At 63.1% G+C, this 21369-nt stretch carries 23 protein-coding genes and 1 tRNA gene; 5 read left to right on the top strand and 19 right to left on the bottom strand.

Annotated features, from left to right (window positions below; genetic code table 11):
• The first annotated feature begins 52 nt into the window (after nt 1-52).
• Nucleotides 53-129, top strand: a tRNA-Met gene (locus AB9K35_RS04510).
• Nucleotides 130-564: 435 nt separating this feature from the next.
• Nucleotides 565-1407 (top strand): fumarylacetoacetate hydrolase family protein, encoded by an 843-nt coding sequence (locus AB9K35_RS04515; RefSeq protein WP_369924704.1) that lies wholly within the window; start codon nt 565-567, stop codon nt 1405-1407.
• Nucleotides 1408-1543: 136 nt separating this feature from the next.
• On the opposite strand, the gene maiA is transcribed toward AB9K35_RS04515, so the two are convergent.
• The 6 genes from maiA to hmgA form a co-directional block, all read right to left on the bottom strand.
• Nucleotides 1544-2176 carry a maleylacetoacetate isomerase gene (gene maiA / locus AB9K35_RS04520; protein ID WP_369924705.1) on the bottom strand — a complete coding sequence of 211 codons (633 nt, stop codon included), beginning with the start codon at nt 2174-2176 and terminating at the stop codon, nt 1544-1546.
• Nucleotides 2177-2216: 40 nt separating this feature from the next.
• Nucleotides 2217-2423 carry a DUF2783 domain-containing protein gene (locus tag AB9K35_RS04525; protein WP_369924706.1) on the bottom strand — a complete coding sequence of 69 codons (207 nt, stop codon included), beginning with the start codon at nt 2421-2423 and terminating at the stop codon, nt 2217-2219.
• A gap of 5 nt (nt 2424-2428) precedes the next feature.
• Nucleotides 2429-4039 carry an FAD-dependent oxidoreductase gene (locus AB9K35_RS04530; protein ID WP_369924707.1) on the bottom strand — a complete coding sequence of 537 codons (1611 nt, stop codon included), beginning with the start codon at nt 4037-4039 and terminating at the stop codon, nt 2429-2431.
• Between the two features lie 148 nt (nt 4040-4187).
• Entirely contained in the window at nt 4188-5138 is a 951-nt protein-coding gene (locus AB9K35_RS04535) for an MBL fold metallo-hydrolase (RefSeq protein WP_369924708.1), read from the bottom strand.
• 11 nt (nt 5139-5149) lie between these two features.
• The gene (fahA, locus tag AB9K35_RS04540) at nt 5150-6406 is read right to left on the bottom strand and encodes a fumarylacetoacetase (RefSeq protein WP_369924709.1); all 1257 of its coding nucleotides are present in this window, start codon (nt 6404-6406) and stop codon (nt 5150-5152) included.
• A 107-nt stretch (nt 6407-6513) separates the two neighbouring features.
• Entirely contained in the window at nt 6514-7869 is a 1356-nt protein-coding gene (gene hmgA, locus AB9K35_RS04545; protein ID WP_369924710.1) for a homogentisate 1,2-dioxygenase, read from the bottom strand.
• 72 nt (nt 7870-7941) lie between these two features.
• On the opposite strand from hmgA, the gene AB9K35_RS04550 reads away from it, so the two are divergent.
• Entirely contained in the window at nt 7942-8382 is a 441-nt protein-coding gene (locus tag AB9K35_RS04550; protein ID WP_369924711.1) for a MarR family winged helix-turn-helix transcriptional regulator, read from the top strand.
• A gap of 51 nt (nt 8383-8433) precedes the next feature.
• Nucleotides 8434-9666: an adenylate/guanylate cyclase domain-containing protein gene (locus AB9K35_RS04555; RefSeq protein WP_222456217.1), complete on the top strand. Its 1233-nt coding sequence runs from the start codon at nt 8434-8436 to the stop codon at nt 9664-9666.
• Between the two features lie 60 nt (nt 9667-9726).
• On the opposite strand, the gene AB9K35_RS04560 is transcribed toward AB9K35_RS04555, so the two are convergent.
• The 6 genes from AB9K35_RS04560 to trmD all read right to left on the bottom strand — a co-directional run bounded on the left by AB9K35_RS04560 (nt 9727) and on the right by trmD (nt 15044).
• A complete protein-coding gene (locus AB9K35_RS04560) occupies nt 9727-10536 on the bottom strand; it encodes a division plane positioning ATPase MipZ (RefSeq protein ID WP_222456216.1) in 810 nt (269 codons plus the stop codon).
• A 110-nt stretch (nt 10537-10646) separates the two neighbouring features.
• Nucleotides 10647-12737: a DEAD/DEAH box helicase gene (locus tag AB9K35_RS04565; RefSeq protein ID WP_369924712.1), complete on the bottom strand. Its 2091-nt coding sequence runs from the start codon at nt 12735-12737 to the stop codon at nt 10647-10649.
• Nucleotides 12738-12851: 114 nt separating this feature from the next.
• The gene (gene rpmE / locus AB9K35_RS04570; protein ID WP_222456214.1) at nt 12852-13073 is read right to left on the bottom strand and encodes a 50S ribosomal protein L31; all 222 of its coding nucleotides are present in this window, start codon (nt 13071-13073) and stop codon (nt 12852-12854) included.
• Nucleotides 13074-13084: 11 nt separating this feature from the next.
• Nucleotides 13085-13459 (bottom strand): 50S ribosomal protein L19, encoded by a 375-nt coding sequence (rplS, locus tag AB9K35_RS04575; RefSeq protein WP_222456213.1) that lies wholly within the window; start codon nt 13457-13459, stop codon nt 13085-13087.
• 339 nt (nt 13460-13798) lie between these two features.
• Nucleotides 13799-14134 carry a YegP family protein gene (locus AB9K35_RS04580; protein WP_222456212.1) on the bottom strand — a complete coding sequence of 112 codons (336 nt, stop codon included), beginning with the start codon at nt 14132-14134 and terminating at the stop codon, nt 13799-13801.
• Nucleotides 14135-14240: 106 nt separating this feature from the next.
• Nucleotides 14241-15044 carry a tRNA (guanosine(37)-N1)-methyltransferase TrmD gene (trmD, locus tag AB9K35_RS04585; RefSeq protein WP_369924713.1) on the bottom strand — a complete coding sequence of 268 codons (804 nt, stop codon included), beginning with the start codon at nt 15042-15044 and terminating at the stop codon, nt 14241-14243.
• 56 nt (nt 15045-15100) lie between these two features.
• On the opposite strand from trmD, the gene AB9K35_RS04590 reads away from it, so the two are divergent.
• A complete protein-coding gene (locus tag AB9K35_RS04590) occupies nt 15101-16138 on the top strand; it encodes a phosphotransferase (protein ID WP_369924714.1) in 1038 nt (345 codons plus the stop codon).
• Nucleotides 16139-16157: 19 nt separating this feature from the next.
• Here the strand turns inward: AB9K35_RS04590 and rimM are convergent, their stop codons facing one another.
• The 7 genes from rimM to ffh all read right to left on the bottom strand — a co-directional run bounded on the left by rimM (nt 16158) and on the right by ffh (nt 21363).
• Nucleotides 16158-16661: a ribosome maturation factor RimM gene (rimM, locus tag AB9K35_RS04595; protein ID WP_222456210.1), complete on the bottom strand. Its 504-nt coding sequence runs from the start codon at nt 16659-16661 to the stop codon at nt 16158-16160.
• Nucleotides 16662-16813: 152 nt separating this feature from the next.
• The gene (gene bluB, locus AB9K35_RS04600) at nt 16814-17452 is read right to left on the bottom strand and encodes a 5,6-dimethylbenzimidazole synthase (protein WP_369924715.1); all 639 of its coding nucleotides are present in this window, start codon (nt 17450-17452) and stop codon (nt 16814-16816) included.
• Between the two features lie 4 nt (nt 17453-17456).
• Nucleotides 17457-17825, bottom strand: coding sequence for a 30S ribosomal protein S16 (gene rpsP, locus AB9K35_RS04605; RefSeq protein WP_222456208.1), 369 nt, complete (start codon nt 17823-17825; stop codon nt 17457-17459).
• A gap of 60 nt (nt 17826-17885) precedes the next feature.
• Nucleotides 17886-18194 (bottom strand): chorismate mutase, encoded by a 309-nt coding sequence (locus AB9K35_RS04610; RefSeq protein ID WP_222456207.1) that lies wholly within the window; start codon nt 18192-18194, stop codon nt 17886-17888.
• A gap of 69 nt (nt 18195-18263) precedes the next feature.
• Nucleotides 18264-18866 (bottom strand): GNAT family N-acetyltransferase, encoded by a 603-nt coding sequence (locus AB9K35_RS04615; protein ID WP_222456206.1) that lies wholly within the window; start codon nt 18864-18866, stop codon nt 18264-18266.
• A 61-nt stretch (nt 18867-18927) separates the two neighbouring features.
• Nucleotides 18928-19497: a GNAT family N-acetyltransferase gene (locus tag AB9K35_RS04620; protein ID WP_222456205.1), complete on the bottom strand. Its 570-nt coding sequence runs from the start codon at nt 19495-19497 to the stop codon at nt 18928-18930.
• 345 nt (nt 19498-19842) lie between these two features.
• Nucleotides 19843-21363: a signal recognition particle protein gene (gene ffh, locus AB9K35_RS04625; protein WP_369924716.1), complete on the bottom strand. Its 1521-nt coding sequence runs from the start codon at nt 21361-21363 to the stop codon at nt 19843-19845.
• Nucleotides 21364-21369: the final 6 nt, after the last annotated feature.

Genomic DNA, 21369 nt, shown 5'->3' on the forward strand with positions numbered 1-21369 from the left:
CGCCAAACCTAGTAAAATCCAAAACCTCTCTTGAACGATACAAAACACCTGACGCGGGATGGAGCAGCCAGGTAGCTCGTCAGGCTCATAACCTGAAGGTCGCAGGTTCAAATCCTGCTCCCGCAACCATCGTTTCCGACCAAGCCCTCGCAAACAGCGGGGGCTTTTTCGATTCAAGGCCCCCCAAAGCCATGATCCCGGCCAGTTCGCCAACAAGTTCAAGCTGATGGCCCCCGGGGCATCAGCATCCGGAGCCATCCGTACCTGCGAAATCAGAGTCCGTAGATCGGTTGTCTCACCCTGAGGGCTGTCAGTACGGCATCGGGGACAGGTTCCAAACTCGGGCAAAACCTGTATGTACGAGTATTTTCAAGCCTGTACTGCGTGAGCTGACAGCTTTCGCCTCCGAGGCGGCCGCCGCTTGATGCACCGAAAAAACACAGCGCGGCAGTAACTTCGTCGCGGTGGGCGTCAACATACCACGCGGCTGCATTCTATCCCTGAGCGCGCGCCTGATGTATCGGTATAGATCGGACCGTTTGAAACAAGGAAGAAAGCCACGACATGAAACTGCTTCGCTTTGGGGCGCCTGGCGCCGAGAAACCGGGTCTTCTGCACACGGATGGCAGCATCCGGGATCTTTCTGGTTTGATCGACGACCTGTCCGGCAGGCACCTCTATCCCGACAGTCTGAAACGGTTGGCAGACGTGGACATCGATGCGTTGCCCGCGGTTGAAGGTAACCCGCGCCTTGGGCCGCCGATTGCCGGAACCGGAAAATTCATCTGCATCGGGCTCAATTACGCTGACCACGCGGCCGAAAGCGGGCTTGCGGTGCCGTCGGAGCCGGTGGTCTTCATGAAGGCGACCTCGGCCATCTGCGGCGCGAATGATCCCATCATCATCCCCCGAGGTTCTCAAAAGACCGACTGGGAGGTGGAACTGGCGGTGGTGATCGGCAAACCGGCCAAATATGTCAGCGAGGCCGAGGCTATGGATCATGTCGCTGGCTACGCGGTGGCCAATGATGTCTCGGAACGCGCCTTCCAGATCGAACGGGAAGGCCAGTGGACCAAGGGCAAGAGCTGCGACAATTTTGGCCAGATCGGGCCTTGGCTGGTGACACGGGACGAGGTTGCCGATCCGCAGAACCTGCCCATGTGGCTGAAGGTGAATGGCGAGACCATGCAGGATGGCTCCACGTCGACGATGGTCTACGGAGTTGCCTACCTGGTTCACTACCTGAGCCAATTCATGACCCTGCACCCCGGTGACGTGATCTCAACCGGGACCCCGCCGGGTGTTGGCATGGGCATGAAGCCTCCGCGCTATCTGAAGGCGGGCGATGTCGTGGAACTGGGCATTGAAGGGCTGGGCCAGCAGCGTCAGGACGTGATCGCCGACTAGGGCGCTGTTCAGATCGGCCCGTCGCGCGGCCCACGTGTTGTCAGTCACGTTGCGGCGACGTGAGCGGAACGGTCTCAATGCCGGGCGGTTCGGCCCTTCGGGCCGTCTTATGGCATAGGTATCGGGCCGCTGTGCCCTAGCGGCACTGGTCTGGATGTGCCGCGGCAAAAGCCGGGTGCTGGGCGCAGACTGCTTCGGCGGCGCAAATACGGGGCAGGTCGGCGAAATCGACCTCCCAGCGCCGGGCGTTGTAGAGTTGCGGCATGAGACAGATGTCGGCGAGGCCCGGTGTGTCGCCCGTGCAGTAGGGCGTTTGTTCGAAACCAGCGAGCAAACGTTCAAACGCCGCCAGGCCGGGGCGGATGAAGTGCTGCATCCAGGCTTTCGGCATGTCTTCGGCGTTGCAGCTGAGGCCGGTTGCGTGTTTGGCAACTTGCAGGTTGCAGACCGGGTGGACGTCCACGGCCACGGAATGCGCGAGCGCGCGCGCTCGCGCACGGTTTCCGGGATCAGCGGGCAAGAGCCCGAGTTGGCGGGTCTCGTCCAGATAGTCCAGTATGGCGAGTGATTGCGTGAGACGCAGCCCGTCGATGTCCAGTACGGGCACCAGACCTTGTGGATTGCGTTCCAGGTGCGCCGTGGTCCTGTGTTCGCCCTTCACCAGATCGATCGGTACGCTCTCAAACGCGATCCCTGCCAGGTTAAGAGCGATCCGCACTCGGTAGCTGGCGGAGGACCGCCAGTAGTCAAACAAAACTGTCTTGCCCATTCGTATCTCCCCGTTGCGATGCAAGCTTGCGGTCGCAGCCCTATTGCGGGTGGCGTGCCGCGGCCTTCAGCGCCTGTTTCAGAATGCTGCGGTCGCCGATGTGATTGGCCAGCACCAGCACCAACCGTGCGTTCAGCGCATCGCTTTCGGCCTTGCTCAGCCCTTCGTGCGCCGCCAGGAGATCGGCGTAGAAATCATCTGCGTCATCGATATTGGGCGTGAGGATCAGGTGATCTGTGTCTTCCATCGCGATTACTCCTTGCCAGTGGCGCGTCGAATGGCCTGGCGGATGAGGTTGTCGTCATAGCTGGGGCGACGGGCCGCGACGTGTTGGTCGGGCCGGATCAGGTATACGGCGCTGGCGTGTTCTCCCAGATAGCGATCTTTCAGCGCGCTGTGGGTGTTGGCCTGCGTGGACAGCGCCAACCTGCGCACGCTGATGCCTGCTTCCTGGATCAGGTCGGGGGCGTCGGCGTTGATGGTCAGCAGGATGAACTCTCCGCCCAGGTGGTCCAACAGAAAACCGTCGTCCAGCGGCGCATCGGGGCAGGGGGCGCCGGGGCGGCTGCGGGTGGGGCCATCCAGCGCGTCCGCTGAATTCAACGGGGACCCGTCGTGGATGCAGGGCACCGACAGGCGCCCCGAGTTCACCAACGGTCGGGCAAAGGGATGATGTTCCGACAGATCCAGCACGGCGTCGCGCAAGATGCGGCTCATTTCGGACTTCGGCGTGATGAAATCGGTCGACCGCGAGGAATTCAGGATGTTCTCGTCCGCGCCCTGGATGCGCTCGGCGTCGTAGCTGTCCAGCAGGCTTTCGGGCGCCTTGCCGTCCAGCACCAGCGCCAGTTTCCAGCACAGGTTGTCGCTGTCCTGCAGGCCGGAGTTGGCACCTCGGGCGCCGAAGGGTGAAACCTGATGCGCGGAATCGCCGGCAAAGATCACCCTGCCATGGCGGAACTTCTCCATCCGGCGGCATTGGAACGTGTAGATCGATACCCACTCCAGCTGGAATTCGACCTCTTCGCCCAGCATTGCCTTTAGCCGCGGGATGACGTTTTCGGGGCGTTTCTCGCGTTCCTTGTCGATGTCCCAGCCCAGCTGCAGGTCAATCCGCCAGACCCCGTCCGGCTGCTTGTGCAACAGCGCCGACTGGCCCCGGTTGAAGGGCGGATCGAACCAGAACCAGCGCTCGGTCGGAAAATCCGCCTCCATCACCACGTCGGCAATCAGGAAATTATCCTCGAAAACCCGGCCGACAAAATCCAGTCCCAGCATGCGCCGGGTTGGGGAGCTCGCGCCGTCGCAGGCAATCAGCCAATCGGCCTCCAGGCCGTAAGGCCCATCGGGGGTGTCGATCTCGAGCGCCACGTGATCTGGCTGCGCGTCAATCGCGGTCACCTTGTTGCGGCCCCGGATCTCGATTTGCGCGCCTTGTTGTTGCAGCTCGCGGATCCGCTCCACCAGCTGCGCTTCCAGATAGTATTGCTGCAGGTTGATGAAAGCGGGGCGCTTGTGTCCGTCTTCGGGCAGCAGGTTGAACTCATAGACCTGGCGCTCGTCGAAGAACACCTTGCCGACGTTCCACTGCACGCCCTTGTCGACCATCGGCTGGCCACAGCCCAGCCGGTCGAGGATCTCCAGCGGGCGCTTGGCAAAGCAGATCGCGCGCGAGCCGGTGCTGACCCTGTCGTTGTCATCCAGCACCACCACGGCGACGCCTTGTTGCGCCAGATCCACGGCGGCCGCCAGCCCCACGGGGCCGGCCCCGATCATCACAACCTTGTGGCGGACGGGGCGGGCCGCGCCCTGATCCGCGTGGCGCGAATAGGGGTACATGGGCTCCTCAAAGATCTTGTTCATCCGCTTTCCTCCCGGGTTGAGGCCGCCTTTAGACACAGCATCCCCGCGTTCCGGCAGGCGGCTGCCGGAAGGATGCTCCAACCTCTCATGCCTGTGCACGGGGCGGCAGGATCTTGGTCACTGCGCCCCGGCCGTGATGTCTGCGCGCCTAGCCTTGCAGGGCCTCCCACATTTCCAGATCGCGCTGCGCGGTCCAGATGCGGGGCGTGTCGATGCCGCGGGCCTCGTCAAAGGCGCGGGCGACGTTGAAGGGCAGGCAGTGTTCGTAGATCGCGTAGTCGGCGAACTTGGGATCGCATTCGGCACGCACCGCGTCCCAGGCCTCTTTCAGGGTGCCATTGCGGGCGGCAACTTTGGCTGCCGGGCGGTAGGTGCTTTCGACGAAGTCGCGGGTGTTCTCGATGGCGGCGTTGACCATCTCCTGACCGACCAGTGCATCGCCCCGGCCCGGTGCGATGGCGTCCAGCTCATAGGCCTTGATGTTGTCGAGCGTCCGGCCCCAGTCGCTGAAATGCCCGTCGCCGCAGTAGCAGGCCGAGTGGTATTCCACGATGTCGCCGGTGAACATCACGTTCTGGTCCGGCACATGGATCACCGCATCACCGGCGGTATGGGCGCGGCCCAGATGCTTGATGTCGACCCGGCGGTTGCCGAGGTAGACGGTCATGCCTTCGGAGAAGGTGGTAGTGGGCCAGGTCAGGCCGGGGATGCTTTCATGGCCTTCGAACAGCCGCGGGAAGCGCTGGAATTCGCTGTCCCAGTCCTCCTGCCCGCGTTCCACCACCATGGCGCGCGCCTTGTCCGACATGATGATGTTCTGCGCGCCAAAGGCCGAGGCGCCGAGCACGCGCACGGCGTGATAGTGGGTCAGCACCACGTGGGTGATCGGTTTGTCGGTGACAGAGCGCACGCACTCGATGACCTTGTTGGCCAGCCGCGGGGTGGCTTGCGCTTCGACGATCATCACGGAGTCGTCCCCGATGATGACGCCGGAGTTCGGGTCACCTTCGGCGGTGAAGGCATAAAGCCCGTCGCCGATCTCATCAAAGGTGATCTTCTTCTCGGTCAGGTCCCCTTGGGACGCAAATGCTTTTGCCATTTCGGTCTTCCTTATCTTGCGAAGGGGTCTTCAAGCGCGGGCAGGACGGTTCCCGTGCAATCTCCGAACCCGATCGTATAGCCATCGCCCCTGGCCGCGCCTTTCAGCGTCAGCGTATCGCCGTCCTCGATGAAGGAGCGTTCCTCGCCGCTGTCCAGCGTCAGGGGCTCCTTGCCGCCCCAGCTGAGTTCCAGCAGGGAGCCGCGGCTTTCCTTGGTGGCACCGGAGATGGTACCGGAACCAAGAAGATCGCCGGCGTTCATCGGGCAGCCCGAGGTGGTGTGATGCGCCAGTTGCTGCGCGGCGGAGTAGTACATTTCCCGGTAGTTGGTCCGGGCGATGGTGGACGCCGCCTTGCCTGCGGGGGCCATGGTGACCTCGAGATCGATGTCATAAAGCATCGGCCCATAGTCCTTCAGATGGTCCAGCAGTTCGACCTCGCGCTCGGGCGTGTCGCAGCGGAACGGCTCCAGCGCCGGTTTGGTGACAATCCAGGGGGAGATCGAGGTCGCGGTTGCCTTGGCCTGGAACGGCCCCAGCGGCTGGTATTCCCAGGCCTGGATGTCGCGCGCCGACCAGTCGTTCAGCAGCACGTAGCCGAAGATGTGATCGTCTGCCTCCTGCACGGTGATCGGGCCATCGGAGGGGGTGCCGACAATTGCGCCCATCTCCAGCTCGATGTCGAAGCGCGCACAGGGCGCCCACCGCGGCTTGTCGTCATTCGGCCCTTTCAGCTGGCCCCAGGGGCGGCGTATGTTGGTGCCCGAGACAACGACCGAAGAGGCCCGCCCGTTATAGCCGATCGGGATGTGCAGCCAGTTCGGCGGCAGCGCATTTTCCGGGCCACGGAACATGGTGCCGACGTTGAAGGCGTGGTTCTTGCCCGCATAGAAATCGGTGTATTCGCTCACTGCAAAGGGCATGTGCAGCTCGGCGTCGGCTTGCGCCACCAGATGCGGCTTGACCTTGTCCTTCTCCGGCGACCCTTCGGCCAGCAAGGCGGTCAACCGCTCGCGCAGCGCCGCCCAGACTGCCGGGCCTTGCTCCATCAGGTCATTCCAATAGGGCACATCGAACAGCGGCGTGTCGACCAGCTGCACCAGTCCGGCCTCTTCGGCGGACTGCATGTCGAGGATCAGGTCGCCGATCGCCACGCCGCAGCGCGGATCATCGCCGTCGATGGAAAAGACGCCATAGGGCAGGTTGTTCAGCGGGAACGGGTGGGCCGCATCATTGGCCGAGGCCACCCAGGATTTCAGCAGAGGCATGGTGTCTCCAGTTTCCGGATCCGCGGATCCTTTTCATCTTTCCGGAAATACTCCGGGGGTGAATGGACCCCTTGGGGTCCAGAGGGGGCAGCGCCCCCGCACCAAGATCATTTCAGGCCGGGCGTGCCGTCGAATTTCTTCTCGATGTCGCTCCAGCAGTCGATGTAATCATCCTGCAACGGCGCTTCCTTGGCTGCAAATGCCGTGAGATGCTGCGGGAAGCGGGTCTCAAACATGAAGGACATGGTGTTTTCCAGCTTCTCGGGGCCGAGGTTGGAGTTCGACGCGCCCTCGAAGGCGTTCTTGTCCGGACCATGCGGCAGCATCATGTTGTGCAAGCTCATGCCGCCCGGCACGAACCCTTGGGGTTTGGCATCATACTGGCCATAGATATTGCCCATCAGCTCCGACATGATGTTCTTGTGATACCATGGCGGGCGGAAGGTGTTTTCGGCCACCATCCAGCGATCGCGGAACAGTACGAAATCGATGTTCGCGGTGCCCGGCACGCCCGACGGTGCCGTCAGCACGGTAAAGATCGACGGATCCGGGTGGTCGAACAGAATCGCCCCGACCGGGCAATAGGTGGTCAGGTCGTATTTGTAGGGCGCATAGTTGCCATGCCAGGCGACCACGTCCAGCGGCGAGTGGCCGATCCGGGTCTGGTGGAACTGGCCGCACCACTTGATGGTCACGGTCGAGGGCACCTCGCGGTCCTCGAAGGCCGCCACCGGCGCCTTGAAATCGCGCGGGTTGGCGAGGCAGTTGGCACCGATCGGACCGCGAGCCGGCAGTTCGAACTTCTGGCCGTAGTTCTCGCAGACAAAGCCGCGGCAGGGGCCTTCGAGCACCTCGACCCGGTAGACCAGCCCGCGCGGGATGATTGCGATCTCCTGCGGGGCGAGGTCGATGATCCCCAGTTCGGTCGCAAAGCGCAGGCGACCTTCCTGCGGGACAACCAGCAGCTCGGAATCGGCCGAGTAAAAGTAGCTGTCGACCATCGACTCGGTCACCAGGTAGATGTGGCTCGCCATGCCGATCTGGGTGTTCACATCCCCCGCGGTCGTCATCGTCCGCATGCCGGTGAGCCAGGTCAGACCCTCATCGGAATGCGCTACCGGATCCCAGCGGTATTGGCCCAGGGAGACCACGTCCGGGTCCACGCAGGGGGCCGATTTCCAATAGGGCAGGTCAATCTTCTCGTAGCGGTGCGAATGTTTGACCGAGGGGCGAATCCGGTAGGTCCAGGTGCGTTCCGGCGGATCGGCGGTAAAGGCGGTGCCGCTCAGCTGTTCGCCATAAAGGCCGTAGTTGCATTTCTGCGGGCTGTTCATGCCCTGCGGCAGCGCACCGGGCAGCGCCTCGGTTTCAAAGTCATTGCCAAAGCCGGGCATGTAGCCCGCGTTCGGCCCTTCCAGCGAAGGCGCCTGGGTCATCTGATGGGAATCTGCGGTCCGGGTCATTTGCGCGTTCCTCCTGTCTCTGCTTGCGGGATATTAGTTGATTTTGTAACTAACAAGGGAAGGGAGACCGCAATGAGTGAAAAAGATGATTTCGACCTGCAGGATTTTCTGCCCTTCCTGCTGAATCGCGCCGCGGAAGAGAGCTCGCTGGGGTTTCAGCGCCATTACAAGGATCGTTACGGAATGCTGCGCACCGAATGGCGGGTGCTGTTCCATCTTGGCAACTACGGCCAGATGACGGCCAAGGACATCGGCACGCGGGCCAAGATCCACAAGACCAAGATCAGTCGCGCCGTGTCCAAGCTGGCAGAGAAGCGTTTCGTGACCCGCACCCGCGATGAACAGGACCGCCGCGCAGAGCATCTCGCGCTGACTGCGGCGGGGCAGGCGGCCTATCGTGATTTGCGCAAGGTCGCGGTGGCCTATGACGCGAAGCTGTGCCAGCAGTTCAGCGCGGGCGAGGTTGCAATTTTGCGAAACATGTTGCGCAAATTAGCAGACATCGCCCCATAGACTTTTGGCCCGGCAAGACCCAGATTAGGGGCCGGTACAAAAGGTGAATGTATGATTCAGATCGATGTCAATTCCGGGCCGCTGATCGCCTGGTTGATGGAGCAGGGGCTGCAAGGCACCAGCCAGCACGACCTGCTGGATGGGTATTGCCAGCGCCTGACCGAGGCGGGGGTGCCGTTGATGCGGTTCCAGCTGGCCCAGAGGGCCTATCACCCGGAATTCGGCGGCATCGGCATTCGTTGGCTGCGTGGTGAGAGCATCACCAGCCAGCATTACGAATACCAGGAAAATCCCGGTGATGACTGGCTCAACAGCCCGTTCTTCCAGCTGTTACAGCAGGAGAAGCAGGAACTTCGGGTGTCCCTGGAAGCGGGGCCGCCGTTTGACTTCCCGGTGCTGGAGGAGTTTCACGCCGTTGGCGCGACGGATTATTTCGCGGCAGGGCTGCGCTTTCACCCGCCGGAAGAGGCCCCCGTGGACCCGCGGCGCCCGGGCGAAGGCATCCTGGTGTCCTGGACGACTGACCGTGCTGGCGGCTTCAGCAACCGTGAACTGGATTTGATCCGCACGACGCTGCCGCATCTCGGACTTGCGTTGAAATCCTCGTCCAACAGGCAGATCGCCAAGGATCTCCTGCAGGTCTACCTGGGGCGCGATGCCGGTCAGCGGGTGCTGTCCGGCGAGATCCGGCGCGGGTCGTCGCAGGAGATTGACGCGGTAATCTGCCTGTTTGACCTGAAAGGCTTCACCGAACTGGCTGAACGCCTGCCGGGCACCGACCTGATCGACATGCTGAACGGGTATTTCGGTCTGGCGGTCGAGACGATTCAGGCCCATGGCGGCAATATTCTGAAGTTCATGGGCGACGGGATGTTGACCATGTTCAACCTCGGCAGCATCGAAGAAGACGCCCATGCCGCATTGGCCGCGGCCAATGAGCTTTGCGGCAAGATTCGCGGCTTCAATGCGGAGCGCGAAGCCGAAGGGCTGCCGACGGCCGGCTTCACGCTGGCGCTGCACGCCGGCGACATTCTCTATGGGAACATCGGCGCCAAGAACCGGCTGGATTTCACCGTGATCGGCCAGACCGTGAACCAGACCGCACGGATCGCCGGGATGCACCGGTCCGTCGGGCAGAACATCATCATGTCTGAAGATGTGAAACGGGCGGCGCAGGGCACCAACCACGATCTGGTTTCATTGGGGCGGTACATGCTGCGCGGCGTGGCAGAACCAATCGAGCTCTACACGATCTACCGCGGCGACTGTTCCTGTAACAGTTGACGCCGTTGCGCCCCCTACGGGGCGCAGCAGCCATTGGGTCTTGCGCTTGGGGGCGCGGGGTCAGATGCTGACCTCGACGCCGGGCAGGTTCACTTCCTTCATCATGTCGCGCAGTTCCTGACGCGCCGCGATGTTGGAGATGTTCAGCTGTTTGACGCCGATATCCTTGAGGTCCAGCAGCGTCAGCCCGCGGGGGAACAGCTCTCGGAAGATCACCCGCTCGGAGAAGCCGGGGGCGACGCGGAAGCCGATCCGCTTGGAGAGCATGTTGATGGCGCGCTCCATCTTTTCCTTGTTGACCATACGCTGGGTGCCGACCCGGTTGCGGATCACGATCCAGTCGATCGGTTTCAACCCGGCCTGCGCGCGCAGCTGGCGGGCGTTCCAGACCATCTCGGAGTAGACCGAGGGGCCGGTGATCTTTTCGCCCTTCTGGTCCACATGCGCCAGCAGGTCGAAATCGACAAAGCTGTCATTCAGAGGCGTGATCAGCGTATCTGCCAGAGAGTGCGCAACCTGGCTCAGCCGCGTGTGCGAGCCGGGGCAGTCGATCAGGATGAAATCGTGGCCGTTTTCCAGCGCAGAAACCGCGGCCGACAAGCGGTGATCATAGATGTTCTCGCCGGGCTGCAGGCTGGCGGGGTCGATTTCCGGCAGCTCGTGCATCTCGACCATCGGCAGATTCAGCCCCGCCTTGGCGCAGAAATCCTTGCGGTTTTCCAGGTAACGCCCCATCGAGCGCTGCCGCAGATCAAGGTCCAGCGCCGCAACCCGGTGGCCCAGACGGGCCAGCGTGGTTGCGACATGCATGGAGACGGTGGATTTGCCCGCGCCGCCCTTCTCGTTGCCGACGACAATGATATGCGCCATTTTCCGGTCCCTTTGTTCGTGCTTTGAGCACGTTTTTGCCTATTGGCCCCTGTATAGGCTCTGAAACCGGACAAGAAAAGCCGCGGGCGCAGGCTGGTGAATTTAGTGTTTCACCTGTGTTTGGACGGCCCGCCACTCTTGTGCCGGGGGCGGGCGTCGCCGCCCTTGGCCGCCGCTGCACGGGCCTTGTTCTTCTTGCTGTTGGGCTTGCCGACGGGCGGCTTCGGACCCTTGGCTGCATAGGGCTTGGCTGCGGGTTTGCCAGACGGTTTGCCAGACGGTTTGCCTGCCGGGCTGCCGGGGCGGGTCATCCGCTTGGAGGGATCCGAGGCGCCCTTGGGTTTGGCGGTTACAGCCGGGGCGGGTTTGCGGGGGCGTTCCGCCGGACGCGGTTTGCTGCGTTCGGGCCGTTCTGCGCGATCAGGGCGTTCAAAGCGCTCCGGCCGGTCGTCCCGGCGCGGCTTGTCCTTCCAGTCCTTGCGCGGCGGGCGGCTGTCATCGCTGCCTTCCGACTTCTTGTGGTATGGCTTGGCACCGTCGGATTTGCCGCGGTGCGGTTTTGGGGCGCGGTCGCCTTTGAAGCCGCCCTTGGGGCCGCCGGGACCGCGGCGCGGCGGCGGCGGCAGGTCGGGGGCTTGGTCCAGACGGGTCAGCACCGCGCCGGGCTCCAGCTCGGTCTTGCCGTCGAGCGCCTTCAGAAAGCCCTCGACCGCGTCCTGGCTGATCTCGGCAAAGGTCTCATTCTCTTGGATGCGAATGGCGCCGATGGCGTCGCGGTCGATACCGCCCGCCTTGCACAGCATCGGCAGCACCCGGCGCGGGTCTGCGCCTGTGGCGCGGCCGCCGGACAGAGAGAACCAGACCGAGGGGCCGAAAGGCTTGCGTTCCTTGCGCGGCTCCTGCGCATCGACCGGGCGCAGCTCTTCCGGCGCTGAATGGCGGCTGCGGAACAGTCGCAGGTAGGTCGCCGCGATCTGCTCGGGGGTGAAGGTGTCCAGCAGCGTCTGAACACCGGCCTGTTCGTTCTCGGCCACCGGCTCCTGCCAGACCGGATCGGCCAGCATGCGCTCTTCGTCGCGGGCCAGAATGTCGTCAGCCGAGGGCGCCTCGCAGTGTTCGGCACTCAGCTTGGCCCATTTCAGCAGCCGCAGCGCCTTGCTGCGGGCCTTGGGAGGGGCGATCAGCGCGCTGACGCCCTTGCGGCCCGCGCGGCCGGTCCGGCCGGAGCGGTGCAGCAGGGTTTCGTGGTTCGAGGGCAGCTCGGCATGGACCACCAGTTCCAGCCCCGGCAGGTCAATGCCGCGGGCGGCGACGTCGGTGGCCACGCAGACACGTGCACGCCCGTCGCGCATGGCTTGCAGGGCATGGCTGCGCTCGGTCTGGGACAGCTCGCCCGACAGGGTCACCACGGGCAGGCCGCGGTTGGTCAGCCGTGCGGCCAGACGGTTCACCGCGGCGCGGGTGTTGGCGAACACGATGGAGCTGGGGGCCTCATAGTAGCGCAACACGTTGATGATGGCGTTTTCGGTATCGGCCTGCGCCACGCTCATCAACCGGTATTCGATGTCGCTGTGCTGCTTGGTCTCGCCCGCGGTTTTGATCCGCAACGCGTCCTTCTGGAAGGTCTCAGCCAGATTGGCAATGGCGGGCGGCACGGTGGCCGAGAACAGCAGTGTGCGGCGCTCTTCCGGGGCTTCGCCCAGGATGAATTCCAGATCCTCGCGGAAGCCCAGGTCCAGCATCTCGTCGGCTTCGTCCAGCACCACGCCGCGTACCTGGCTGAGGTCGATGGAGCCGCGCATGATGTGGTCGCGCAGGCGGCCCGGCGTTGCCGCCACGATATGGGCACCGCGCTCCAGCGCGCGACGTTCGTCGCGCATGTCCATGCCGCCAACACAGGAGGCAATGCGCGCGCCTGCGCCGCGGTAAAGCCAGCCCAGTTCGTGTTTGACCTGCATTGCCAGCTCGCGGGTTGGCGCAATCACCAGCGCCAGCGGGGCAGCGGCTTCGCCGAATTCCTCGGCGTCGCCCAGCAGGGTGGGGGCGAGGGCGAGGCCGAAGCCCACCGTCTTGCCCGATCCGGTTTGCGCTGACACCAGGAGATCGCGGTCGGCGACGTCCGGCTGGGTCACCGCCTCCTGCACTTGGGTCAGGGTTTCATATCCGCGTTCTTGCAGGGCGGCTGCCAGGGCGTGTTTCACGAGGAGAGCTGTCTTTCCCGCGAGGCATCATCGGCCCCAGCGTCAGAAGAAAAAAGAAAGAAGGCTGCCCGTCCGGGGCAGCCTTCGGGAGTTCGACAAAATACGTCGGGCGGCTTAGAAGCCCAGACCTTCGTACTTCTTCTTGAACTTGGATACGCGGCCGCCGGCATCCATCAGACGCGAGGAGCCACCGGTCCAGGCCGGGTGCACGGTCGGGTCGATGTCCAGCGCCAGCTGATCACCTTCGGCACCCCAGGTGGAGCGCATCTTGATGATGGTGCCGTCGGTCATTTTGACGTCGATGAAGTGGTAGTCGGGATGGGTGTCTTTTTTCATGATACCACTCCTCAGGCTTTCTTGGGCTTGTAGTTCGCGTCTTCTGCGATACGGGCCGATTTGCCGCGGCGCGAGCGCAGGTAGTACAGCTTGGCGCGGCGGACACGGCCACGGCGCACAACTTCGATCGAGTCGATGTTGGTCGAGAACAGCGGGAACACACGCTCCACGCCTTCGCCAAACGAAATCTTGCGGACGGTGAACGAACCGGCAATGCCCGAGCCGTTCTTGCGGCTGATGCAGACGCCTTCGTACATCTGCACACGGGTGCGCGAGCCTTCGGTCACCTTGTAGCCGACACGGATGGTGTCACCGGCTTTGAAATCGGGGATCTCTTTCCCCAGGGCGGCGATCTGTTCCGCCTCCAGCTGTGCGATCAGGTCCATCGCAACTCTCCTAAATCTGCCTGTGGTTTGCTCCACAGAGGTTTCGCGTCATGAGAGCTCCTGGTCTTCACCGGGTCCGCCGAGGCGCCCGCCAGAGATCACGTCGTCTGTTCCTTCGTGTCGGCGCGGGATCCCATGGTGAAACCGAAGAAAGTTTCCAAGTCATGATCCAACGCACGACGGTCCGGGTCCGCAAAAGCGAATCCAGACCTGCGCTGTATACGGCTGAAAGACTGCTAAAACAAGTGCCGAGCCGCCTATCCGGCAAGAGTTTCACCGGGGCTCCCGCCGGGCCGGGTCGCAACCGACCTGCCGAGGAGCGTCGCCTGTGTCGGCGTGTCAGGCGGTTTGGTCGTCCAGTTTCGCGTCCGGCGCGTTTTTCTTAACGGATTCAATGCCGTTGTCGCGACCTGATGCACTGGTGTAGCTCTGCGAGCTGCCGATGACCTGGCCGTTGCTGGCCTTGAGGTTGAACATGAACTTGCCCGCGGCGGTTTCCTTGCGCTCGTAACGCGCGTCGTCGACGGCGTTCTTGCGGACCGATGCAATGCCGTTTTCCGCGCTGGCTTTCTGTTTGTAGCCTTCGCTGCCCAGAATGTTTTCGCCATTGCCTGCCTTCAGACGAAAGCGATACTCACCGGCCTTGTCCCGGTACAGTTCGAATTTTCCTGCCACCCTGATCTCTCCTATAGTTCAATGAATATGACCGAGGATAAACACGGCTTGCGCAATCCGGCAATGATTTGATGCGCTTGGGGCAGGTTCGCGGCAGGGGAGCGGTCTACGAGGTGCGGTTTTTCCGGGCCTGGTGGGCGTCCCAAAGGTCAGGGCGCCGCTGGCGGGTGATCTCCTCGCTCATCTGGTGGCGCCATTCGGCGATCTTGCCGTGGTGGCCGGACATCAGAACCTCGGGGATCTCGTGGCCCTTCCATTCGGCGGGGCGGGTGTATTGCGGATGCTCCAGAAGGCCGGAAGAAAAGCTCTCCTCCTCGGTCGAGGCGTGGTTGCCCAGCACGCCGGGGATCAGCCGCACGGTGGCGTCGATCAGCGCCTGGGCTGCCAGCTCGCCGCCAGTCATGACAAAATCCCCCAGCGAGACTTCCTGGATGCCGTAGTGCTCCAGCACCCGTTCATCGACGCCTTCGAACCGGCCGCACAGCAGGGTGATGCCGTCGCAGCGGGCGAAATCCTGCATCATCCGCTGGTCCATCCGCCGACCGCGGGGCGACAAGTAGATCAGCGGCCACTTGCCGCCGGTGCCTGCCATCGTGTGCTCGATCGCCGCGCCAAGAACGTCGGGGCGCAGAACCATGCCGGCGCCGCCGCCCGCGGGGGTGTCATCGACATTGCGGTGCTTTCCGACGCCGAACTGGCGCAGATCGGTGGTTTCCAGTTGCCACAGCCCCTGCTGCAGCGCCTTGCCGGTCAGGCTTTCGCTCAACACGCCGGGGAAGGCATCGGGAAACAGGGTGATGATCTTGGCCTTCCAAACGCCCGCCAAATCCGGCGTCGGCGTCATCAACTCGCGCGGTTTCAGGGTCGGGCGGATGGCCTTGCGGCCGTGGGATTTGTTTGCAGCACTCATGGATTGAGTGTTTAGTCCAGTGACGGTGGGGCGCAATACCAAGCTTTGGGGTTTTGATGAATTCACGGGCGCATTCCCAAGAACAGGCGCAGTTCGACGCGATGGTCGAGGTGCAGGAGCGCACCCAGGCACTGTGGCCGCGCATCGCGGCCAACGTCGGCCTGCCCACCGAGGCCGCCCGGTTTCACCGGTTGCGGGTCAATAGCGGCCGGGCCGACCTGCGCTGCGTGTTGCACATTCAGGCTGCAAATGGCCGAGACTATGTCCTGCGTGCAGATTATTCCCCTCGCGGCTTTCAGACGTTCCGGCGCATCCTGGACCGCCATCAGGCTGCGACGGAGGGGCTGAGGGAGACGCGGGGCGTGTCGGTTCCCGAGGTTCTATGGCGGGATCCGCGAGACAAGGTTGCACTGATGGAGTTCGCTCCCGGCGCAACGGCGTTCCAAGCGCTTGATATGAGCAGCCTTGGGCTTGAAAACCGGGGCGTCGTCCTCCGGCGGATTGGCCATGCCGTGGCGGCGCTGCATAATTGTTCCCGCACGGAGGCGAAGCGGTTTTGGCCGAAGCCGTATCTGCGACAAGTCGGCGAGAGTGCCCAGAAGGTGCGCGCGGGGGAGCTGCCAATCCGAAAGCCCAAGCGGTTTGTTGGTCTATGTGCCTATCTGCACCGGGTCGGCAGGCGCGCAAGGGGGCAGGCCTATCAGGGCGCGGTGGAACATGGCGATCTGCACATGCGCAACATCCTGATTGCCGAAGACCAGATCAGTCTAATTGATTTCGCCAATCACCGTGGCACCGTCCCCCAACGTGATCTGGCAAATCTGTTCCTGGCCAACGGGCTGCACCATTTGGCGGAGGCTGGCTGCCCGGAGGGATACGGATATATTGCCCAGGCCGACTGGGACGCCTTCGAAACCGGCTATGGCGCGCCCGTGTCGAATGATCCCGTCTTCCAGTTCTTCTTCGCCATGAAGCTTTGGGCCGCGTGGGAGAAATTGGCCGTATCAGAGCGGGCTGTCAGCCCGAAGGGGGAGCGGCAACTGATGTTGCTGGTCAAGGTGCTCGATCACCTGCTGGCAACCGAGCAAGACTGAGCGGTAGGCCGAGGCGCGATCAGAACAACCCGTCAGGCGGGTCTGCGACGATACGTTTCTGCGCGAGATCCACTGTCGGCACGGCGGCCAGCGTAAAGGGCAGCAGAACGGAAGACTTCAACCCCGGGCCATGCACCTCCAGAAGATCCGTGGCGCCGTGGTTCTGTACTGAGCGCACCGTGCCCAGGAGGGTGCCGCCGGTGTCGTAGACCTCCAGCCCGATCAGGTCAGCGTGATAATATTCATCGTCGGGCAAGGTCGGCAGCTGGTCACGCCGCGCAAAAAGGCGCAGCCCTTTCAGCGCGTCGGCGTCCTCCTTGGTTTCGACCCCGACGATCCTGGCCGCAAAACCGTTCTTTACGGCGCGCGTGATCTTCAGGCTGAAACTCTGGCTGCCGTCTTCGCTGCACAGGGGCGAATAGTCTTCGATTTCTTCGGGGATGGCGCAGAAGCTTTTGAGACGCACCTCGCCGCGCACCCCAAAGGCGCCTGCCAGCGCGCCGACGCAGATAAGATCGCTCATCGTTTTATTCCTTTGCACAGAACCCTGCACGCAGCCATTGACCGCCAGTCTGTTTGCAGAGTTCGCTTTGGTTGTTGCGTTCGAAGAAGATGCCAGCCGTAAAAGCCACCGCAACGAAAAACACAAGCCGTATCAATCGTCCCATCGCGGCGTCAACGCGTTTCCAGCGGCAGATCTGCCATCCGGCTTTCCCAGCCGCTTTCCTGCAGTTCCGGGGTGTCCGAAAGCCGCTCCGGGTAACCGATGCAGAAATAGCCGATCAGCTTCCAGCTCTCTGGCGCTGCCAGGTCACGGTTGAGTTTCTCGGGATCCAGCACCGAAACCCAGCCAAGCCCCAGCCCCTCCGCGCGCAGGGCGAGCCAGAACAGGGTGATGGCGGTGACCACGGAATAGCGGCGCATTTCCGGCATGGTGGCGGCGCCAAGGCCGTGGCCCTGGGCGGTCTCGTCATCGCAATAGAACGCGAGCTGCACGGGCGCATCGCGCATGCCCGAGAGTTTCAATCCGGCATAGCGCTCGGCACGCTCGCCCGAATAGCCTTGCAGAGCCTCTGCATTGGCCTTCTCGAAATTCGCCAGCGCCGTGGCGCGGGCTTCGGCGCTCTCAACGCGCAGAATGCGCCAGGGTTCGCTCAGCCCCACCGAGGGGGCCAGGGGAATGGCAGAGAGGCAGCGCATCAGCACTGCCTCGTCCACCGGATCGCTGCGGAACCGGCGCACATCGCGCCGGAGCCGCATCAGCAGATCAAGCTGGCTGCGGAACTCCTCGGGAAAGGCATCCCGCAGCTCCACGGATTTATTCCGCGTCGGCAGCGGCTTCGGCAGCTTCAGCAGCCTTGGCAGCTTTTTCTTCGGCGCGTTCCTGGGCTTTCTTGCCCGGGGTGCCTTTCTTGGGGTTGTTGCGCTCGGCCTTCTCGCGGACGCCTGCTGCTTCCAGCATACGTGCGATACGGTCGGTCGGCTGGGCGCCCTGGTCCAGCCAGTACTGCACGCGCTCCATGTCCATTTTCACGCGCTCTTCCGAATCTTTCGGCAGCAGCGGGTTGTAGGTGCCCAGCTTCTCGATGAAGCGGCCGTCGCGCGGCATGCGGCTGTCGGCAGCCACGATGCGGTAGAAGGGACGCTTTTTCGAGCCGCCGCGGGCCAGACGAATTTTCATTGCCATGGGTACATCTCCTTTGATGGCGTTGTCCGGGGTATGCCCCGGTTGTCCTGTTGTTTGTTGTTATTCTTGGTGTTTTTTGTGGTGTCGGATGACTTCATCAATGATGAAGTTCAAAAATGCCTTGGCGAATTCAGGATCCAGATCGGCCTGTCTTGCCAAGTCTTCGAGCCGTGCGATCTGCGCGGCTTCGCGGGCAGGATCGGACGGGGGAAGGTCGTGTTCAGCCTTGAGGCGGCCCACTGCCTGGGTGTGCTTGAAGCGCTCGCCCAGCGTATAGACGAGGATCGCATCCAGACGGTCGATGCTTTCGCGGTGGCCCTTCAGCAACTGCGCTGCGCGGGCGACGGGATCTTGGGTGTCGGTCGTCATCAAAAGGCTCTCCGCATCGGGTTTGCAGGAACATCAGGCCGCGCAGGGGCGGTGGGTCGGCGGTGCATCTCAGTCAATGGCCCAGCCCTCCGGTTTGAAGAGCGGGTCGGCATAATGGGCAATTTCCATGTCTATGCCATGTGCCATCTGGCTGTCCTTCAGCGTGTCCGGCGCCGGGTGACGATAGACCGCATCGTTTCCGTCGATGGTTGCGGCCTCGTGGTCCTTGCGGGCACCAAGCCGCTCCGCCAGCCGGATCGAGTCGAGATTCTTCGGGTCGATATAGCTGACCGCAGTCTCCCAGCCCAGATTTGAATAAAAATATCCGCGTGCGGCATGGGCCGCCTCGAGCGCGTAGCCCTTGCCTGCGGCACCGGGCCAGATGATCCAGGCAATTTCGCGCTCCGGCCAGCCTGCGGGCTGCCAGCCACCGGCCATGCCATAGGTTTCTTCGGTGGCCTTGTCGTGGATCATCCACATGCCGAACCCGCGCACCTGCCAATGACCGATCTCCGCGGCATACAGCATCCAGGCTTCGTAGGGGTTCAGCGGTCCGCCCATGAAACGCGAGCGGTAGGAGCTGAAGGTCGCCTTGAAGTCGGGATAGTCCTTTGCCTCGGGGCCGCGCAGCAGCAAGCGCCGGGTCTCGATCACCGGGATGTCACAGGGCATCAGCGCGCCTCCCCTGACAGGAAGGCGCGGCGGAGCCGACATATGATCCCGCGCTGCTGCATCAGTGAAGCAGACCCCGTGCCGCGGGCGCCTTGGCGTGGCGCGCGCGCGGCGAAACATGGCGCCAGGCCCGGATGTTCGGTGCGGGTTGCAGGCGGAACGAAACAGGGTTTTCCGGACGCGCCCCGACCCGGCGGGCCAGCGCCACCGAGGCGTGGTTTTCCTCCGGCACGTAAGACACGATGCTGTCCCAGCCGGCTTCGGTGAAAAGCCAGTGCAAGACGCATTCAGCCGCTTCGCTGGCATAGCCCTTGCCGCGGCCGGGTTCCATCAGGTGCCAGGACAATTCCGGCTCCGGCCAGCCCTTGGGGAACCAGGGGCCAACCAGACCGACAGTCTGGCCAGTGTTGCGTTCGATGACTGCAAACAGCCCGTAGCCGTGCAGATGCCAGTGACCGATGATGGTCGCGATCGACCACCACAGGGAATCCGGATCCGACGCGGCATCGATGAACTTTGGTGCATCGGCATCCAGGAAGGCCGCGTTGGCATCAAAATCCGGATCGGCCGGAGACATGAGCATCAGCCGTTTGGACAACAGTCGTGGGAACGGTTTGTGCAATCCAATCATTCCATACCCCTCTGACCGGGCGGAAGGCCGCCCGGCATGATTTTCACCCATCCGGTGAGGGAGTATTTTCGAGACTGCGTAATTTTCGGTTAAATGTGGCGCTGACACGGCCTGCGAGGTCGTATTTTTGGCGCAAATTTGAACAAAGCCTTTGCGGCTATTTGCCCCCCGCCGACCCCTGGCGCGCCGAAATTCCGGGCCACAAGCGCCCGACTGCCCCTGCCGATTGCCATCCCCGATCCCCGCGCGGATCAGCGCGCGCGCCGCCGCGACACCCGACGGCTGCAAAGCGCGCTGGGAGTGTGCGAGGGAGGCAATTGGGAGGCAGGAAACGGTCATGCGAGCTTATTTCTTCTTGCCAAACCCGCTGAGGCCGCCGGGCAGGCCCAAGCCGCCGCCCAGTCCGGGCAGCCCGCCGGGGAGGCCTTTGCCGCCGCCCATGACCTTGGCTGCGGCTTCCAGTGCCTTGGGGTCCATCTGGCTGGGGTCCATGCCGTCCATATCCGGCATGCCGCCCTTGCCGAACATGCCTTTCATGGCCTGTTTCAGCATCTTGCCTTTGCCCATCTTGCCCATCTTCTTCATCACATCGGCCATCTGCCGGTGCATCTTCAGAAGCTTGTTGAGATCCGAAACCTGCACGCCGGAGCCGGCTGCGATGCGTTTCTTGCGGCTGGCCTGCAGGATGGCGGGATTGGCGCGTTCCTTCTTGGTCATCGACTGAATCATGGCGATCTGGCGCTTCAGCACCTTGTCGTCCATGCCCGCGTCCTGCACCTGCTTGGCCATTTTGCCCATGCCGGGCATCATCGCCATCATGCCTTCCATGCCGCCCATCTGGAGCATCTGTTCAAGCTGCATCTTCAGGTCGTTCATGTTGAACTGACCCTTCATCATGCGCTTCATCATCTTCTCGGCCTGTTCGGCCTCGATGGTTTCCTGGGCCTTCTCGACCAGCGCTACGATGTCGCCCATGCCGAGGATGCGGCCGGCGATCCGGTCCGCCTCGAAGGTTTCGAGCGCGTCCATCTTCTCGCCCAGGCCGACGAAGCGGATCGGCTTGCCAGTGACGGCGCGCATCGACAGCGCGGCACCGCCGCGGCCGTCGCCGTCCATCCGGGTGAGCACCACGCCGGAGATGCCGATCTTGGCGTCGAATTCCTCGGCCACCTCAACGGCGACCTGGCCGGTCAGGCCATCGACCACCAAGAGGGTCTCGCGCGGGGAGACCACGTTGCGGACGTCCTCGACCTCCTGCATCAGGGTCTCGTCGATGTGCAGGCGGCCCGCGGTATCCAGCATGTAGACGTCATAGCCGCCGAGCGTCGCCTGCTGTTTGGCGCGCTTGGCGATGTCGACGGGTTTCTGGCCGGGCACGATCGGCAGGGTGTCTACGCCGATCTGCGCGCCGAGCACCGCCAGCTGGTCCATGGCCGCCGGGCGGTAGACGTCGAGCGAGGCCATCAGGACCTTCTTGCCCTCTTTCTCCTTCAGCCGCTTGGCCAGCTTGCCGGTGGTGGTGGTCTTACCGGAGCCCTGCAGGCCGACCATCAGCACGGGCGCAGGCGGGTTGTCGACCTTGAGCTTACCGGGATCCTCGTCGCCGCGCAGCACGTCGACCAGCGCGTCATGCACGATCTTCACCACCTGCTGGCCCGGGGTCACCGACTTGGTGACCGCCTGGCCGGTGGCCTGGTCCTGTACTTTCTTGATGAAGTCACGGGCAACCGGCAGCGAGACGTCGGCTTCCAGCAGTGCGACGCGGACCTCTCGCAGGGCGGATTTCACGTCCTCTTCGTTGAGGGCACCCTGTTTGGTGAGCCGGTCAAAGACGCCGGAAAGGCGTTCGGATAGATTTTCAAACATGCCTGC

The sequence above is a fragment of the Leisingera sp. XS_AS12 genome (assembly GCF_041224635.1).
GTDB lineage: Bacteria > Pseudomonadota > Alphaproteobacteria > Rhodobacterales > Rhodobacteraceae > Leisingera.